Raw genomic sequence first — 16898 nt, 5'->3', positions numbered from 1 at the left:
GGTTGAAGGACAGTCAGATATATCAAATTCGAAGAGGTTTTATGCCATCGGCAAATAGATAATTTTACATAATTTTACAAATCGAAAATATGCAATCGAGAATATTTTTCTCGGTTGACTTCCGGATATTCGGCTTTTCCGGTCATATCCTCAAGTCCCGGCATTCTGACCTTAGATTTATAATCGTGAATGCCATATAATCATCCCATCTCTACAAATACAAAACAATCAGAAAGCTAAGTTAAAGTAGGCAACAATATCGAGTTGTTTACTGATTTCTGGAAAACAATCTCAATTTTGACGGATCGACATGATAGGCATCTCAAAACTTTACTGCGGAACCGTGGAACCTTCTGACGCCCTTCGCTATGGAAGGGACTCAAAGCGGCTTCCATCTCACCTGCTGCAGTTTTCAAAAGATAAAAAACCGGTGGTGGTCTGGAACATGACCCGCCGATGCAATCTGAAATGCGTCCACTGTTATGCCCAGGCAAAGGACATGGAATTCAAAAACGAGCTTTCCACCGAAGAAGGAAAAGCCCTTATCGATGACCTTGCCGCTTTTGGCTCCCCTGTAATGCTTTTTTCCGGGGGTGAACCTACAATGCGAAAGGACCTCCCCGAACTTGCTGCCTACGCCCGGGAAAAAGGCATGAGAGCGGTAATTTCCACAAACGGGACTCTCATAGATAAAGACCTGGCAAAAAAGCTCAAAGCCGTGGGCCTCTCCTATGTGGGCGTTTCCCTGGACGGCGTCAGGGAGACAAATGACAAATTCAGGGGCATGAAAGGGGCTTTTGATGCTGCCCTCAGGGGCCTGCATAACTGCCAGGAAGAAGGTATAAAGGTCGGGCTCCGCTTCACCGTCAACAAGCAGAACGTCCGGGACATCCCTGCCATCTTCGATCTGCTCGAGGAAGAAAACATCCCCAGGGTCTGCTTCTACCACCTGGTCTATGCCGGCAGGGGTTCGACAATGGTGGACGAAGACCTCTCCCCTGAAGAGTCCAGAAAAGCCGTTGACCTCATAATGGAACGGACAAAAGCCCTGCACGAGAAAGGCTTCCCCGCAGAAGTCCTGACCGTGGACAACCACTGCGACGGCCCGTACATCTACCTCAAACTCCTGAAAGAAAACCCGGAAAGGGCAGCCGAAGTGTTCGAACTCCTGTCCATGAACCAGGGAAACTCTTCCGGAATAGGTATTGGCTGCGTGTCCTGGGACGGCTCGGTGCACGCCGACCAGTTCTGGAGACACTACTCCTTCGGAAACATCAGGGAACGCCCCTTCAGCGAGATCTGGACCGACCAGAGTGACGAGCTCATGGCAGGGCTTAAGCACAGGAAGCCCCTTATCCAGGCTAATGCCGACCGCTGCGCAAAATGCAAATGGTTCGACGTCTGCAACGGAAACTTCCGGGTTCGAGCCGAAGCCGTATACGGAAACATCTGGGCAGACGACCCTGCCTGCTACCTCACAAAAGAAGAAATAGGATACGACGAAGCCTGAAAACAATTCAGGCTTTTTTTACCTTTGTATAAGAAGGGCACGAATACCCCTTAAGAAGCTGTCCGACAATTCCTATCAGTAATAAACAAATAGTAATAAACAAATCTTCCTTTTTAAATTAAATGTCTTAAATACTCTCTTTTTGTCATCTTTTTACTCTATAACTGAATTGTCAGACAACTCATTTAGAGTATGTGATCACTAACAATTTGATTTATTACATAGGATTCAGCAGAATATATTTAAAAACAAATATAAAAAATGATAATTATATATTGAATTAATAATAGTATTTCAGTAACGCTGTTTGATCACCAAGAGGTGTTGTGATAAATACCATTGTGTGCCGAAAATCTCTAAGAGGAGTATTTGGGAAATTAATGTTATACCCGAGTTTGTACTGGAAATCAAGAACCCATAGATCCTGAAGGGCAAGTGTATTCTTCCTTAGCTGTTTTTATACAGATTACCTGAAGGATGTGATGAAAGATTTCAAAGGGAATCTGGCTAACCGGTTAATCTGGATATCGACAGGATCGATAAATAATAACACTGTGCTATTATTACAGTACAGCACAACAGTGCTTCACTGTGCTATTATTACAGTACAGCACAACAGTGCTTACAACAGTGCTTAACAGTGCTTTAATCTAAACAGGTTAACGGGTCGGATACTACATAACAAATTACCATAGGAGATATAAATGGACATTGAGGATGTGAGGGGAAAGTACGAGGTCAAATTGATGGATCTGCCCAATGTCAAGGGTGTTTGGACTGGTAAAAAAAATGAAAAGGATGTGATTTTCGTGGGAGTTACACATAAGGTTTTGGATTCCTCACTCTGTCCCGAAGAAAAAATACCGAAAACACTTGAAGGATATGAAGTAGAGGTCGAAGAGATTGGTGACCTGACGGCGTACACCAAGTAGTAAGGATAGTGTCATAAAGTATTGAGGACGGTGTACGCCAGGTAGTGGGGGATGGAGTACACCGGGTAGTGGATGTCAGGAACTGGAACATCGTTGAGTAGCAGTTCATAATAATTTATCAATAAAGATAGCGAAGCGACTAATATCAAATCGATTTTTATTATTAATTGAAATTATGTCGGAGTGGGGAAAAATTATGGCAAAGAAAGTGGAATCGGCAAATATATGGATGATAAAAGAGAAGGATGCGGAAGCTACTTTGGTAGCGCATAGGGCTGAAGTTGACAAATTCCTGCATCCGGATAAGATACTTCCCAACGTAGTAGGTATGGCAGTCGGTGCCAAGGTGACGGATGGAAAACCTACAGGCGAATCTGCTCTGATAGTACTGGTCACACAAAAACTTGAAAAATCAATGCTGCCTGCAGGAGCTATAATACCTGAAGAACTGGGAGGGCACAAAACAGATGTGATGGCGATAGGCATACCCATGGCAGGAGGTGAACCAAAATCGGAAGCTTTCTCACCACTGGCATTGAATAACCGCGTCCGTCCGGCTAAAGGAGGATACAGCGTGGGACATAAAGATATCACAGCAGGTACCATCGCTACAGGTGTTTACGATATCCTGCCTGGAGGTAAGGTCAGCCCGCCAGTACACGGGATTGGCATGCCGCCCAAATACTACATTCTCAGCAATAACCATGTACTTGCAGCCTCTAATGCAGGACAGATCGGAGATGCGGTGCTGCAACCCGGAGCATTTGATGGAGGGAAAGATCCGGAGGACAGAATAGGTACGCTGTTCAGATTTGTACCCATCGATTTTTCGGAGCCCAGAGAATCCCAGAACAACACTGTGGACTGCGCACTTGCGCTCGCGGAGTTCAGTAATATCGACCGGGAAATTTACTGGAGCGGAGAAGTACGGGGGTGGAAGCAGAAAAATTTCGTAAAGGTAGGGGATCTTGTGAAAAAAACCGGGCGCACCACAGCCTTTACCACAGGCAGGATCACAGCAGTCAATGCAACTGTGGATATCAATTATGGTCAAGACAAGGTTGCACGGTTTAAAGACCAGATCATAACCACCTCAATGAGCGAAGGCGGTGATTCGGGTTCACTGATAACGACGCTGGATAATGTAGCTGTTGGGCTGCTGTTTGCAGGTTCCAGTACAGTAACTATTGCTAACCAGATTGAAAATGTCCGGGCACTGCTGAAGGTAGAGGTAGCCGAGCAAGTAATCAACTAAACCGCACCTCATTGCCTGAACATGCATAAGCATGTGCAAACAAAGCAAAAAGAATAATGGTAGGATTTATGGCAGGATTTACGCGCATTAGATACAAAACCATGTTCGGCAAACACTGCAGATTAAATTTACATTTTAGGCCGTTGGGAGCTAAATGCTATTGATTTCTCAGTTCAACCGCATAAGTCCTGATTGATTTATCTTTTCTATCAGTTACCCACATTGTTGCTTCTGCTTTATAGGGTTACAACTCCATTAATTTCTTTTTCAGACATTCATTTATTCAGGTGAGATTGATATTTAGCATATTTGAGGAAGGAATCGTAAAAAAGAGGAAGTAGTAAGGAAAAGGGTCGAGGGAGAATTGAGGGAGGCAGGGCAAATACATGAAACCGATCCATTCACTTCTGATATTTTCAGTTGTATTTACAGCCTTTTCAGGCTGTGTATCCGACAGAGGAGGTACGGGAGTCTATGACAACCAGACAGAAACGCTTTCTTATCAGGGGCAGCAGTTAACTCCTATTGCACAGCAGCGCAACAACGCCATCAAGGGCACCCAGTATATTGACAGGGAGAATTGCAGGCTGCAGGTTGACGGGCTTGTGGAAAACCCCCGGAATTTTACCTATGAAGAAATAACCGGGTTACCTCAAACTTCCAAAGTCGTTGACCTTAACTGTGTGGAAGGCTGGAGCTTTAATGCAAAATGGACAGGAGTTAAGATAGCTGAGATCTTTGACGAAGTAGGGGTTATGGACAATGCAACAACGGTTATTTTTTACAGCGCAGACGGGTACTCCACTTCCCTTGATAAGGACTATCTGCTGGAAAACGATATCATACTCGCATATAAACTAAATGATGTGACCCTGCCGCCTGAAAGAGGGTTTCCCCTGCAGCTTGTGGCTGAAGACAAGTACGGGTACAAATGGGCTAAGTGGATAGTAAGAATTGAGCTCAGCAACTCACCTTACAGAGGGTACTGGGAAGAATTCGGGTACAATAACATAGCCGATGTTGGGGGACCTGCCTTTGAAAGATGAAGATAGGACTCGCAAATAACCCGTCTTTGATGAGTCTGCCAAGTTCGCGAAACTTCATCCACGTAGAAATTCCGACAGATAAAAATGTTTTTGGAGGAAATTAAGGTATTCATCATATTCACTTAGGAGGGCCTGAAATATACCATTTCGGTATGTATGTTTCAAATCCATCATACCATGTCAAAACATCCTCGGCTTGTCTGAGCATTGTACGGACTTCTTCCTGCCCGTATGGAATTGACCAGGGAATTGATGAAAGCTGGTTGCTTGCAATATATAAAGCCATTAATCTGAAAAATAAAACAGGTACGTTATGATCGAAATATCCGTTTATACGTCCCGAGGCAAATGCGGTACTTATACCTGCGCACCAGGTAATACGATCGAATTCCTCCCACGGATCACCAGAATCAAGTCTGTCAAAATCAATAATCCCAAGCTCCCCGGATTTTGTAACGATCATATTCCCGGCATGATAGTCACCATGTTGAAAACACTGGGGGCGATTTTCTAATAGATATCGATTTTGTTCGATATACCCGATGATTTTCTCTGCTCCCCTCAGATGAATTCCACAGGCTTTATAATTAGTAATATTCCTGTCTATTTTGCGGTTGAAACGTTCCGACCAGGAAAGTTGATTTTTTGCGGCAGGAATTTGATGAATCATTTTCAATATTTCTCCTGCTCTAACCCCAAACCGGTATTGTTCTTTACTGCTTAGCCCGGGAAGAACGGTTTCTGCACCTTCCCCTTCAATCCAGGTTGTTAAAAAATACACAGACTGACCACTATTACAAATTCCAAAATCAACTGGATGCGACATTAAGATGTTAATATTATCAATCTGTTTTATTTTTTGAAAATCCTGTTTCTTTCTCTCATATTGCTATATGTTTGATATTCGAAGTAAAAATTCTCTACCGTCCGCCGTTTGGACATAATATTTCTTATCATTTGACCATCCTCGATTAATTTCCTCAACTATTTGCCAATTACAGGAGTCAGGTATTTCATTATGGATTTTAATCACGCAAACACCTCTTGAAAATAAAATATCCAGATATGGGAGTATCCAGATATGGGCTCATCGAATATCCGGATGAAGATTATATAAATCTCTCAAATGACTTTATACAGTCATGTTTCACAAAAATATTTTATTGGTATATAATATAGCAACTTCTCATCGATTTCATTCGATTTTTAAGTCCTTTTTACTGAACTCTGATGTAATCCCGACATCAGGACTTCGTTCTTCCGGGAAGGTACTCACCGTTAAGTTAGATTAAGAAAGGAGAAGAGGTAAAAATCCGTATCGAAACACCAATAAAAATATAAGATACCCGGGCTATAGTATACTCTTACCAGTATTGAAGATTCAAAAAGAGGAATCAAATCCTGTCCCGGACTCTGCTTTACTATGACAGGATTTGATTATTTCTGCCTTTTATTTACTGTATTTCATGCGTTATTTTCATGAATAATTAGTATGCGATTCATGAGAGCTACACTTCATGAGTGCTACACTTCATGAGTGCTACACTTCATGAGTGCTACGCTTGCTGGCCTGTATTTCATTGCATTACTGTTAAAAGGAAGAGAAACTGAGAGGCAAAGAGTATAGTTGTTAAGATTGAGGTTGAAAAATGGGGGTAATTTGAAGTGGCAGATCGCCATGTTAATACTTTGTATCCTGGGGATCCATTCAGGGACTGGCTTGTTGAAGAAGTTGTAGGGCACCGGATTCGCGATAAAAAGTGCCGCGTGAATGTTTTCAAGCACAATTCCTCTCACACTGTCTGCAGGTATCAGTTCAAAGGGGAACACTTCAGTGTAATGGCAAAATTTTTTTCCGAACCCACGGGGAAGCTAAAGGCTTACAACGCTTACAGAGGCATGATGAATGAATACCGGAACCTGAAAAAAGCAGCTTCGATAATAAACGTTGCAAAACCTCTTGCAATAAATAAAGATTTTAATTGTGTCCTTGTAACCGAACACGTACCCGGAAAACCACTGAAATGGTACCTTAAACGCGAGGAAAACCTTTATGAAAAGCTTGCTGCAGTGGCGCATATGCTCCGGCAGCTGCATGACAATACACAGTCATGCGCTTATAATAAAGAAAATGAGTTCAGGAACTATCATGACGTGCTGGATCACCTGAAACTGGATTACGGCACACGGGATACTTTCAACAAACTCCTTGGAGAATGGTGGTACAGTTCCTGGATTGACCGGGAGTGCGGCTGTATGGTCCACAGGGATGTTACCCCTTCCAATTATATTTTCTGCAGGGGAAAACCCTATGCACTTGATTTTGAGAGCTCCTGGTATGAAGCAAATCCTGTAAGGGATCTCGGAATCCTTACTGCGGAACTGAAAAACGAGTTCGAATTGCACAAAGGAGGAGGCTGGAAAGCCGAGCCGTATATAGGAAACTTCCTCTGGGAGTACAGCCGCGGAGAAAAGGACTTTTACCACGTTACCAGAATTTTGCCTTTCTTCATGAGTATAGGGCTGCTCCGTTCGGCAAGGCTTCACCAGGGCGAATACAGGAACTACCTGATAAAGGAAGCCCTTGAATGTTTAAATGCGATTAATAGAGGAAATTAAGGGAATAACAGAGAGAACCCTAAAAGAAGAACTCTGAAAAGAATAACTCTAAAACAGAACTCTAAAAGGAAATAGGGGACCGAGGGTAACATTAAGGGGATTGAAAACAATTATTAAGGGGATATGGGAGGCAAGAACATTTCAAAGAACAATGAACCGGAAACCGAAGAGGGCACTATAATCGTTCCCGCCGATCCTATCATAGCAGGGGAAGAGACATTTGAGAGCTGCAAGGTAAAGGGCGTTATTTTTGACTGCTACCAGACGCTTATCGATATCCACACCGAAGAACACAGGATCGAGACTTATGAGACCGTAAGTGCATGGCTTTCATACCACGGGGTAAAAATAAAGCCGGAAAAGCTGTGGGATACGTACATGCTTAAAGTAGAGGAAAGGATGGACGAATCCCAGGAGATATACCCGGAAGTCAGGGTTGAAGAGATATTTGCTGAGATCTGCCGGGAAAACTCGATCTGGAAAATAGACGAAAAAAGCCTGGGAATTGAGACCTCAAGGGTCTTCAGGGCAGCTTCGATAAGGAAACTTCGCCCTTTTCCCCAGAGCATAAAGTTAATCGAGCGCTGTATAAATGTTCCCAAGTGCATAATCTCAAACGGGCAGCGGGTCTTTTCCGAACTTGAACTCCGGTTCCTCGGGATCTACGACTACTTTGATTTTGTCATTTTCTCATCCGACGTGGGGTACAAAAAGCCCGACCTCAGGCTCTTTATGACCGCACTCAAAAAGATGGAACTCGAACTCGAACCCAAGTGTGTTATGTCCCTCGGGGACTCTTACGAAAACGAGATCCTTCCGGCAAGAAAGCTCGGTATGCGGGCAATGACCATTGAGGAAGCCTGGAAACATTACGGGATAACGGACTGATTTTAGATTTGATATTAAAAACGGGCTGATATTAATAGATTAATTTTAAAAAACGAATGGGAGCCCATTAGAGGGCTCTCCCGTATCCACAAGCCTCTTCTCAGCCTTTAAGACCAGCCATTTCCGGACACTTTTTTTCCGTTCCTGCCCTCAAATACATCTCTTCTTTCCGTAAAACTCCCGCCCGAATTCTCAGGCGATGCCCTTTAACTCTTTCCTTCGAACAGCCGGGTCCCACCAGACCACAGCAGACCGATATTTTCGGACACATGGGCCGTCACCGGAATCTCTGTACAGAGCATCTCGAATTGCCTCTTCAACCTCAGGTGTGATCTCAGTATATATCGAGTAGAAAACCCTGTACATCCTGAACATATTCTCAAATGTCCTCATACTTGTATAATCGATAACTCGTACCTGAGGCACCCTTCCGTGCTCGTATAGAAGGTTGTATATCACCGGGAATTCCGAATACTGCGGAGAAGGGACATCCCCCATGATCTTTTTCCAGAGTTCGGCTTCAAACCTCTGTCCGGTGCTTATGCTCCCGACTATGCAGCAGTGTCCCTGCGTCACCTCTTCCATCCTGCGGATCTGGGCCATAATATCACGGAACATCCAGATAACGGTTGAAGTGATGGTAAGATCATACCGGTCCTGCAGCTCCGAGCTGTTCACATCCTGCCAGATCTTCGGGATAACGGAATAGTTATTCACTCCTGCTTCCGCAGCATTTTGACGGATCATACGGATCATGCCCTCCGCAGGTTCAACAGCGGTCACGTGGTCAACTCTCCGTGCAAACGGGATGACAAACGTTCCGGGGCCCGAGCCAACCTCGAGGACCCTGGCATGTGGAGGAATGGCACCATGGAGATCAAGTGCGGCATAGACTGACTCCCCAAACTCGTACTGGTTAGTTCGCCTGGATTCCGAGTAATCCTCCGCCCGTTCAGTCCAGTCATTGATCTCGTAATCTCTGCGCATCATTTTCGACCTGGAATCATAACTGTCTTCCCAGAGCCTGACCCAGTCTATACCGGATAGAACAGGGCTGTCCATCATGCTAGTTCCCACCATAAAACCCCCATCCTGCCACTGACCTGATATAACCCGTTCTTAGCCCGACTCTGTACATAGTCCCGGATAAACGCGCTGTCGCTGGCATCCAGAGGACGGTACTTCTCTACAAGCTTGCTGGTATAACTAACTGCGGAGGCGACCGACCGGCTAAGAGTGTAATCGACCACATTGACATTCGGATGTACCCCGGCATCGTTGAGAAGGTTTAATATCGTGATGAACTGGTCAAAGTCGCCTTCATCAATCCCCATAATGTCCAGCAGTTTGCTTGTCTCAGTCGGAGCTTCAAAGCCGTGGGCAAGACAGCAGTAACCCCTGGAAACTGCTTCCATACGCCGGATCTGGGGAAGAATGTCCGGAAACTGCCAGAGGGCATGACAGCAGACGACCAGATCGTAGTTCTTCGCATATGCTTCCGCATCCACCTCCTGCCAGGTCTGCGGGATTACATCGATGTTAGAAAGCCTCCTTTCCTGTGCAGATGACATAAGTGCTGCTGCCATCCTCTCTGCAGGCTCGACTGCAGTCACCCTGCACCCCCTTTCTGCAAACGGGACCGTTATCGCACCCGGCCCGGATGCAATATCGAGAACATGCCAATCTTGTTTCAGCAACCCTTCCCGTTCAAACAGGTCGAGGATATTCCGGCCGTGATTACAATCACTTGCCAGAACCATATCTGAATAATCCTCCGCCCGCCGGTTCCAGTAACTAGTATTGGAAAGCCGATTCATCTCACCGATGCCTTCAGCCCAGACTGTCTCCCAGTCGATCTGTAAAGTCATAATACCTCTTCCTGTTTCACACATTAATGAATATTCGTATTAATATATAACAATTTATTTTTCAATTGTCATAGAATATATGAAAACAAATATAAATAGTAATATCGTACACTTCGTAATTTTCGCAACAAAAGTTAAGCGAAAGTATGGAAAAAATAGATCATGAACACCATTCTTGAGGTCAAACAGCTGCATGTACACTTCCCAACATCAGGCAAAGTCGTCCGGGCTGTGGACGGTGTGGATATCAGCATCACACAGTCCGAGATACTTGCCATCATCGGAGAAAGCGGGAGCGGAAAATCAGTATTGGGCCTTGCCTTTCTCGGACTGCTACCTGCAAACTGCACCGCTACTGGAACCGTAAGATATCGCGGTGCAGACCTCCTGAGCCTCTCTGAAAGCGAACTTGAAATGATCCGCGGCAGCAAGATTGCCTGGGTTCCGCAAAATCCCGCAGGAGCAATGAATCCTTCAATGACTATAGGAGCCCAGATCGGAGAGCCTATTTCTCTTCATGTGGAAAAGAACCGGTCCGTAGTTCGAAAAAAGGTCCTTGAACTTCTTCAGTTCATCCGAATAACACCTCCCGAAGAGCGGATCGACTCATACCCTTATTCTTTCAGCGGTGGAATGCTCCAGCGGTCCCTTGTTGCTATGGGAATTGCAGGCCTCCCTGAACTGCTCATCGCTGACGAACCGACCAAAGGGATAGACATAATGAACAGGCAGGCAGTCTCTTCTCTTCTCCGGATAGTACGCGAAAAAGGAATCACCCTGCTTGTTATCACTCACGACCTCTCGTTTGCCCGAAATCTTGCTGACAGGATTGCGGTCATGTATTCCGGACGGATCATGGAAATCAGGGAAAAAAAGAGTTTTTTTGAAGGGGCTCTCCACCCTTATGCCAGAGGAATGCTCCGCTCACTCCCGGAAAACGGCCTCCACCCTATAGCAGGCAGGACCAGAGAGACGGACAAATATGATGGAGGCTGCAGATTCCGATTCCGCTGCACGCATGCAGTAGAAAAATGTAGAGTCGAACCGCCGCTCATCTCTCTTACGGACGGGGCGGCTGTCAGGTGCTGGTTGTATGATTGAAGGAAGAGGGCTAACGAAGATATTCACCTCAGGGGGGAAGAACAGGATTACGGCTGTTGACGGGGTGGACATACGGATCGATTCCGGAGAAACACTTGCTCTTGTAGGAGAAAGCGGATGCGGCAAATCCACTCTCTCCAGACTGCTCCTCCTGCTTATTCCTCCTACCCGGGGCGAGGTTTTCTTTGAAGGACAGGCCCTGATAGGGTTAAAAGAAAAAGAACTCCGCCTGATCCGGAGAAAAATACAGATCGTGCCACAACAACCGGAAAGTGCACTGAACCCCCGCTGGAAGATAGCTGACTCTATCTGCGAACCCTTTCGCATCCATCCCGATGCATTACCCCCCGGGAAGCTGCCGGAAGAGGAGCTTGAGAAACTTATCGAGCTTGTCGGGCTTGAGCCGGAGCAGACTGCCCGATACCCCCACCAGCTCAGTGGCGGAGAACTGCAGCGGGCCGTTATTGCCCGAGCTATCGCACTGGAGCCAGCCCTTGTCATCTGTGATGAACCGACATCAATGCTGGACGTGTCCACACAGGCAGCTATTGTCCGCCTTCTTCAGGCCCTTCAGCACCGGCTGGGATGCTCTCTTCTCTTCATTACCCACGACCAGGGGCTTGCTCATGCGATAGGAGACCGGACCGCTGTAATGTTTGGCGGACAGATCGTTGAAGAAGGGCAGGATGTACTGGACAGACCGCTTCACCCATTCACCCGAAAGCTCACTTCAATCCCTGATTCGGCTTCCCTGCAGTGCCCGGAACCACAGGGGAACAGGATTCCGGGATCATGCGTATACTACCGGTTCTGCCCGGAAAAGACAAAAAACTGCCTTCACAGCCCTGAACTGAAGAAATATGATGATCGGAAAGTGCGATGTCATAACATTTCATACGTTTAACGGGCATGCAGGTCTGCCAGATCTACGGGGAGGAAAGTTGGAGACATGAGACAGAAATTACAGGAAAATCACGGAATTACCATATACATTTCCTTATTCGGTTACGACATATAAATACAGAAATTTTATAAATAAGTGAATTTTTGCGGCACTTGAAGCTGATACATAATTATTGGATGTGATGAGTTAAATGAAAAAAAAAGAGGGACTTCTCTTTATTCTGCTGGCTCTCGTGGTCATGGGAACGGGCTGTGCGGAACAGGAACAGCAAGAAGAACTCCAGACACTTTCGATTTCGGGCCAATGGAGTCCAAATACAATTGATCCTCACCAGTCAGGCTACATCGCCCAGAGACTCGGATATGCCGAAACCCTTGTAGGAGTCGATTATGAGGGAAAAATCACCCCAAACCTTGCCAAATCGTGGGAAGTCTCCGATGATGGGAAAAACTGGACCTTCGTTTTGAGAGAAGACGTTCTCTTCCATGACGGAACACCCTTTACAGCCGGAGTCATGAAAACCTCTCTCGAACGGTCCTTTGTCCGGTCAGAGTCAATCTTCGAAAAAATTCCCATATCAGCCATTGAGGCTCCGGACAACCGGACTCTGGTAATCCGCCTCGAATCCCCCTTCCCCGCACTACCGGCCTATCTCTCCAAAGCAGAAAGTGTTGCCCTTGCCCCCGGATCTTATGATGAAGATGGAAATATGCTAAAGCCTATCGGGACCGGACCCTTCATCTTTGAGTCCTGGAAACCGGAAGAAGAAGTAGCTGTCGTCAAAAACCCCGATTACTGGGGGCAGACTGCTTCAGTCGATAAGGTGATATACCGGATAATGCCTGAGGCACTTACGAGAAAGATGCTCCTTGACAGTAAAGAGATCCAGATAGCAATGATCCTTTCACCTGAGATTGCTGAAGAATATACGGAAAAGGATGGATATACCGTCCTGCAGCAGCCGATTGCCCGGGTAAGAATGCTTGGGTTCAACACGGAAAAGGAGCCTTTTGACGATCAGAAAGTGCGGCAGGCTGTCAATTACGCAATAGATCGAGAAGCAATAGTGAAATATGTCCTTCACGGATACGGAACCACCGCAGCAGGACTCTTCCCTCCGGGCTTTTACTGGGCTAACAAGGAAATTGCTCCATACACGTATGATACGGAGAAGGCGAAGTCGCTTCTTGAAGAAGCCGGGTGGACCGATACGAACGGAGACGGAACCCTTGATAAAAACGGAAATCCCCTGAAAATTACACTTATCACATACCCTGAGCGTGCAGAACTGCCCTCGATCGCCGAAGTACTCCAGCAGCAGCTAAAGAACGTGGGGATTGAGACCGAACTTCAGGTCCTCAATGTCGACGCTGCGAACTCTCTCAGAAATCAGGGAGACTTTGATATCTTCCTCGTTGGGAGGGGACTGCTCTTTGTACCGGATCCTGACGAAATCATGATGACCGATTACCACTCGAGCGGTACATCAACAGACGGCTGGGGAGCGTACCGCTGGTACAACGAAAGTGTGGATGGACTGCTCGAAGAAGCCAGAACTACTTCCGACATGGCTGTCAGAAAAGAACTCTATGACGAAGCCCAGGCAATTATTGTCGAAGAAGCCCCGGTTGCATATCTTAACTATTACGTCAATATCGATGTCACAACCTCGGATATAGAAGGATACCGGCTCCATCCGACAGAGTACTCACTCCACCTTGAGAATGTATCAATTGTTTAAGGGGCATTCCATACCCTCTCCCATATACGGGGTTTGAGCAAGATGATGCATACAATCGTATTGAACCGGCTGCTTCAAATGGTCCCGGTGATGATTGGAATCTCCCTCATCACCTTTGCGGTAATCTCCCTTTCTCCCGGAGACCCGGCCGAGATAACGCTCAGAGCAACCCTTGGTACCGAAAGTCCTCCGAAAGAGGCGGTAGCCCGACTTCATGAGGAGATGGGCCTTGACGACCCCTGGCATATCAGTTATCTGAAATGGGCTTCGCGGGTCCTGCACGGCGACCTGGGGTATTCCTACCAGACAAAAAGGAGTACCGTCGAAGAAATCGCACATGCCCTACCAACAACCTTCGAGCTTGCCTTTCTGTCAATAACCATCTCAGCTGCCACAGCCATTCCACTCGGGATCCTTGCAGCACTAAGACAGAACGGACCTCTGGACCATCTCTGCAGGCTTAGTTCTATCATCAGCCTCTCCAGCCCCGAATATTTTGTTGCGATAGTCTTTATGCTCGTGGGAGGTATCTATCTGGGGATTTTTCCGGTTGCGGGAACGGGAGGGATAGAATATTTTATCCTCCCCTCCCTTACTCTTTCAGTCGGCCTCTCTGCTGTAACAATGCGTATCATGCGGACGAGTATGATTGAAACGCTAGAGCAGGATTATATAAGGACAGCGCGTGCAAAAGGGCTTAACCGCAGAATCGTGATTCAACGGCATGCGCTCAAGAACGCATTGATCCCTGTTCTGATTTATATGGGTACCCAGTTTGGATGGCTCTTTGGCGGGTCCGTTCTTATCGAAAGCATGTTTGCACTTCCGGGGCTGGGAAGGCTTCTCGTGGAATCCGTTTCCTCGATGGATATCATGGTGGTCCAGGGCTGTATACTCACCTTCGCTGCAATTATCGTCCTGATCAATCTCGGTGTTGACCTTGCCCAGCTGTATCTTGATCCGTCAATCAGGGAGCAGGGGGAATAACATGGAGTATTCGTACGTGGACAAAAAATGGGCAGTTTCCGGCATGAGCAGGACGCTGGTGCTTCTTCGAAAGAACGCAACGCTTACAATAGGGATTCTGCTTTTTACCCTCATCACCATGCTGGCTGTAACAGCTTCGACTATTTCACCAAATGACCCTGCAGAAATGCATTTTGAAGAACGATTATCTCCCCCTTCGGTATCTTTTCCCCTCGGAACCGACCAGTTTGGCAGATGCATCTTCAGCCGCATATTATACGGGGCCCGGACCTCGCTCTCAATCGCAATTATTTCAACTCTGATCGTTGCTACCATAGGGATTATCGTAGGTATGTATGCAGGTTATTTCAGCAGATACGATGCATTCCTGATGCGAGTAACCGACATTCTGCTCGCTTTTCCCAATATAGTCCTTGCAATTGCTATTGTTGGGGTTGTGGGCCCCAGTCCTGCAGGTATTATCCTTTCCTTTTCCATTTCAGGCTGGGCAAAGTACGCGCGAATGATCCGGGGTTCTACCCTCTCGCTAAAAAATAGCGGATTCGTCGAGGCGGCCAGAGCACTTGGGGCATCTGATAAATACATTCTCTTCCGCCATATTCTTCCTAACAGCTGCGGACCCATCATTGAGATAGCAACACTCGGACTGGGATCCAGGATTGTTGCAATCTCCGGGCTTGGATTCCTGGGACTAGGGATTCATCCCCCCACACCGGAACTGGGAGCAATCCTGAAAGACGGAGTGGTATATCTTCAGACCGCCCCGATGATGGCCTTATCTGCAGGCGGAATGATCATGCTCTTCGTCCTTGCGACAAATCTCATAGGTTCCGAACTGAGGTCAATCGCCGATCCCAGGTCTGATACTATCGAGCTTTAACTGGCAGGAATACACTTTACGAGCAACTTTTTCTATTACTTTTTTCGCCAGAAAGCCAGGGTACCTTCGGAATGGTGAAACCTATCATTTTCAAGAATTTAGCCCTGAGTATAGACCTGAAGCAAAATATATAGATATAGAGAAATACCTTCAAAAAATTGAATCTAATAGGAGTATTTGCGAAATGAATATATATTTGAAGAATAGTATTTAGATTGTGAGAAGAAAGAGATAGATAAATTGAAAATACCAAAAAAATAAATGGAGAATTCCTATGCTCCAGAACGGAAAAATTAAAGGTTTAATCTTTGACTGTTATAAAACGCTCGTCGATATCAAAACAGATGAAGGAGGCCGGGAAACAAACGAAAGGGTAAGCAAATGGTTACTCTATCAGGGGGTGAGGATAGAGCCCGACCGGCTCCGGGAAGAATACAGATGGAAAGTTATAGGCAGGCTTGGAAACTCAGGCCAGCAGCACCCTGATATCCGCATAGAAGAGATTTTTTCCGAAATCTGCGCCGAAAACGCCTTCAGGGAAATCGACCCCTTCTGGCTTGGAATTGAAACGGCCAAGGTTTTCAGAACGGCGTCTTTAAAGAAACTGGAAGCTTACCCTCAGAGCCTGCGCCTGCTTGAGAAATACAGAAACATCCCAAAATGCATTGTGTCCAATGCCCAGAGGGTTTTTACGGAACAGGAGCTTCGCTTCCTGGGCCTGTACGACCGCTTTAATTTTGTAATCATGTCTTCGGACCACCGCATCAAGAAACCTGACACCCGGCTTTTCAGGATGGCTCTCGACGGCCTCGGGCTTGAACCCTGGGAAGTGCTCTCTATAGGAGACACTCCGGAAAATGATATCTATCCACCACAAAGCCTCGGAATGAATGCCATGCACATCCGGGATGCCTGGAGATATGCATAAAAAAAGATCATAGAAAAAGACGAAAGAAGTTTTTTCAAACCGAACTTAACCTTATCTTACTTTTTATATTATCCTTTCAGGCCTGGACTATTTTTAAGATCTTCAACAATTCTTTCACAATTTTACTCTTCAATTCTGCTTCATTACTTCAAATTCTCTTCTTTATTGTTTGAAGGCCGCTCTCCTGCTTCAAAGGGACAGGTTTCATTTTCGAAAATTACCTTATCCTGTACGGATGA

At 46.1% G+C, this 16898-nt stretch carries 15 protein-coding genes; 12 read left to right on the top strand and 3 right to left on the bottom strand.

The features are described 5' to 3' along the window. Nucleotides 1–310: 310 nt before the first annotated feature. The 4 genes from ahbC to MSSIT_RS14180 all read left to right on the top strand — a co-directional run bounded on the left by ahbC (nt 311) and on the right by MSSIT_RS14180 (nt 4743). Nucleotides 311–1510 carry a 12,18-didecarboxysiroheme deacetylase gene (ahbC, locus tag MSSIT_RS14195; protein ID WP_048173199.1) on the top strand — a complete coding sequence of 400 codons (1200 nt, stop codon included), beginning with the start codon at nt 311–313 and terminating at the stop codon, nt 1508–1510. 704 nt (nt 1511–2214) lie between these two features. Next, nucleotides 2215–2442: a hypothetical protein gene (locus MSSIT_RS14190; RefSeq protein WP_048173198.1), complete on the top strand. Its 228-nt coding sequence runs from the start codon at nt 2215–2217 to the stop codon at nt 2440–2442. A 196-nt stretch (nt 2443–2638) separates the two neighbouring features. After that, nucleotides 2639–3697: a chymotrypsin family serine protease gene (locus MSSIT_RS14185; protein ID WP_197080281.1), complete on the top strand. Its 1059-nt coding sequence runs from the start codon at nt 2639–2641 to the stop codon at nt 3695–3697. A gap of 386 nt (nt 3698–4083) precedes the next feature. After that, entirely contained in the window at nt 4084–4743 is a 660-nt protein-coding gene (locus MSSIT_RS14180) for a molybdopterin-dependent oxidoreductase (protein ID WP_048173196.1), read from the top strand. Between the two features lie 118 nt (nt 4744–4861). Here MSSIT_RS14180 and MSSIT_RS14175 read toward each other — a convergent pair whose 3' ends face one another. After that, nucleotides 4862–5569, bottom strand: coding sequence for an aminoglycoside phosphotransferase family protein (locus MSSIT_RS14175; RefSeq protein ID WP_231589839.1), 708 nt, complete (start codon nt 5567–5569; stop codon nt 4862–4864). An 839-nt stretch (nt 5570–6408) separates the two neighbouring features. On the opposite strand from MSSIT_RS14175, the gene MSSIT_RS14170 reads away from it, so the two are divergent. After that, nucleotides 6409–7362: a phosphotransferase gene (locus tag MSSIT_RS14170; RefSeq protein ID WP_048173194.1), complete on the top strand. Its 954-nt coding sequence runs from the start codon at nt 6409–6411 to the stop codon at nt 7360–7362. A 123-nt stretch (nt 7363–7485) separates the two neighbouring features. Beyond that, nucleotides 7486–8250 (top strand): HAD family hydrolase, encoded by a 765-nt coding sequence (locus MSSIT_RS14165; protein WP_048173192.1) that lies wholly within the window; start codon nt 7486–7488, stop codon nt 8248–8250. A gap of 192 nt (nt 8251–8442) precedes the next feature. On the opposite strand, the gene MSSIT_RS14160 is transcribed toward MSSIT_RS14165, so the two are convergent. After that, on the bottom strand, nt 8443–9330 hold the full coding sequence (locus tag MSSIT_RS14160) for a class I SAM-dependent methyltransferase (protein ID WP_048174860.1): 888 nt from the start codon (nt 9328–9330) through the stop codon (nt 8443–8445). Further along, nucleotides 9312–10118, bottom strand: a complete 807-nt coding sequence (locus MSSIT_RS14155; RefSeq protein WP_048173190.1) for a class I SAM-dependent methyltransferase — start codon at nt 10116–10118, stop codon at nt 9312–9314. Before MSSIT_RS14155 ends, MSSIT_RS14160 begins: the two co-directional genes overlap by 19 nt. 162 nt (nt 10119–10280) lie before the next feature. Between MSSIT_RS14155 and MSSIT_RS14150 the strand changes: the two genes are divergently transcribed. From MSSIT_RS14150 to MSSIT_RS14125, 6 genes are all read left to right on the top strand, one after another. Continuing rightward, nucleotides 10281–11219 carry an ABC transporter ATP-binding protein gene (locus MSSIT_RS14150; protein WP_048173188.1) on the top strand — a complete coding sequence of 313 codons (939 nt, stop codon included), beginning with the start codon at nt 10281–10283 and terminating at the stop codon, nt 11217–11219. Continuing rightward, entirely contained in the window at nt 11212–12123 is a 912-nt protein-coding gene (locus tag MSSIT_RS14145; protein ID WP_048173186.1) for an ABC transporter ATP-binding protein, read from the top strand. The genes MSSIT_RS14150 and MSSIT_RS14145 overlap by 8 nt, the downstream gene beginning before the upstream one ends. Nucleotides 12124–12313: 190 nt before the next feature. Next, nucleotides 12314–13864: an ABC transporter substrate-binding protein gene (locus MSSIT_RS14140; RefSeq protein ID WP_048173185.1), complete on the top strand. Its 1551-nt coding sequence runs from the start codon at nt 12314–12316 to the stop codon at nt 13862–13864. A gap of 42 nt (nt 13865–13906) precedes the next feature. Beyond that, the gene (locus MSSIT_RS14135) at nt 13907–14851 is read left to right on the top strand and encodes an ABC transporter permease (RefSeq protein WP_082089017.1); all 945 of its coding nucleotides are present in this window, start codon (nt 13907–13909) and stop codon (nt 14849–14851) included. A gap of 1 nt (nt 14852) precedes the next feature. Beyond that, a complete protein-coding gene (locus MSSIT_RS14130) occupies nt 14853–15731 on the top strand; it encodes an ABC transporter permease (protein ID WP_052721663.1) in 879 nt (292 codons plus the stop codon). Between the two features lie 274 nt (nt 15732–16005). Next, nucleotides 16006–16659, top strand: coding sequence for an HAD family hydrolase (locus MSSIT_RS14125; RefSeq protein WP_048173182.1), 654 nt, complete (start codon nt 16006–16008; stop codon nt 16657–16659). Nucleotides 16660–16898 lie beyond the last annotated feature (239 nt).

It is taken from the genome of Methanosarcina siciliae T4/M, assembly GCF_000970085.1.
GTDB classification, from domain to species: domain Archaea; phylum Halobacteriota; class Methanosarcinia; order Methanosarcinales; family Methanosarcinaceae; genus Methanosarcina; species Methanosarcina siciliae.
Note: the sequence above shows the minus strand (reverse complement) of the source record. Positions and strands in the feature narration are given on the sequence as shown.

Bases quoted from the DNA above. Each gene is read 5' to 3' on its own strand.
- ahbC (WP_048173199.1), top strand. From the start codon at position 311: ATGATAGGCATCTCAAAACTTTACTGCGGAACCGTGGAACCTTCTGAC.
- MSSIT_RS14190 (WP_048173198.1), top strand. From the start codon at position 2,215: ATGGACATTGAGGATGTGAGGGGAAAGTACGAGGTCAAATTGATGGAT.
- MSSIT_RS14185 (WP_197080281.1), top strand. From the start codon at position 2,639: ATGGCAAAGAAAGTGGAATCGGCAAATATATGGATGATAAAAGAGAAG.
- MSSIT_RS14180 (WP_048173196.1), top strand. From the start codon at position 4,084: ATGAAACCGATCCATTCACTTCTGATATTTTCAGTTGTATTTACAGCC.
- MSSIT_RS14175 (WP_231589839.1), bottom strand. From the start codon at position 5,569: ATGTCGCATCCAGTTGATTTTGGAATTTGTAATAGTGGTCAGTCTGTG.
- MSSIT_RS14165 (WP_048173192.1), top strand. From the start codon at position 7,486: ATGGGAGGCAAGAACATTTCAAAGAACAATGAACCGGAAACCGAAGAG.
- MSSIT_RS14160 (WP_048174860.1), bottom strand. From the start codon at position 9,330: ATGGTGGGAACTAGCATGATGGACAGCCCTGTTCTATCCGGTATAGAC.
- MSSIT_RS14155 (WP_048173190.1), bottom strand. From the start codon at position 10,118: ATGACTTTACAGATCGACTGGGAGACAGTCTGGGCTGAAGGCATCGGT.
- MSSIT_RS14150 (WP_048173188.1), top strand. From the start codon at position 10,281: ATGAACACCATTCTTGAGGTCAAACAGCTGCATGTACACTTCCCAACA.
- MSSIT_RS14145 (WP_048173186.1), top strand. From the start codon at position 11,212: ATGATTGAAGGAAGAGGGCTAACGAAGATATTCACCTCAGGGGGGAAG.
- MSSIT_RS14140 (WP_048173185.1), top strand. From the start codon at position 12,314: ATGAAAAAAAAAGAGGGACTTCTCTTTATTCTGCTGGCTCTCGTGGTC.
- MSSIT_RS14135 (WP_082089017.1), top strand. From the start codon at position 13,907: ATGATGCATACAATCGTATTGAACCGGCTGCTTCAAATGGTCCCGGTG.
- MSSIT_RS14130 (WP_052721663.1), top strand. From the start codon at position 14,853: ATGGAGTATTCGTACGTGGACAAAAAATGGGCAGTTTCCGGCATGAGC.
- MSSIT_RS14125 (WP_048173182.1), top strand. From the start codon at position 16,006: ATGCTCCAGAACGGAAAAATTAAAGGTTTAATCTTTGACTGTTATAAA.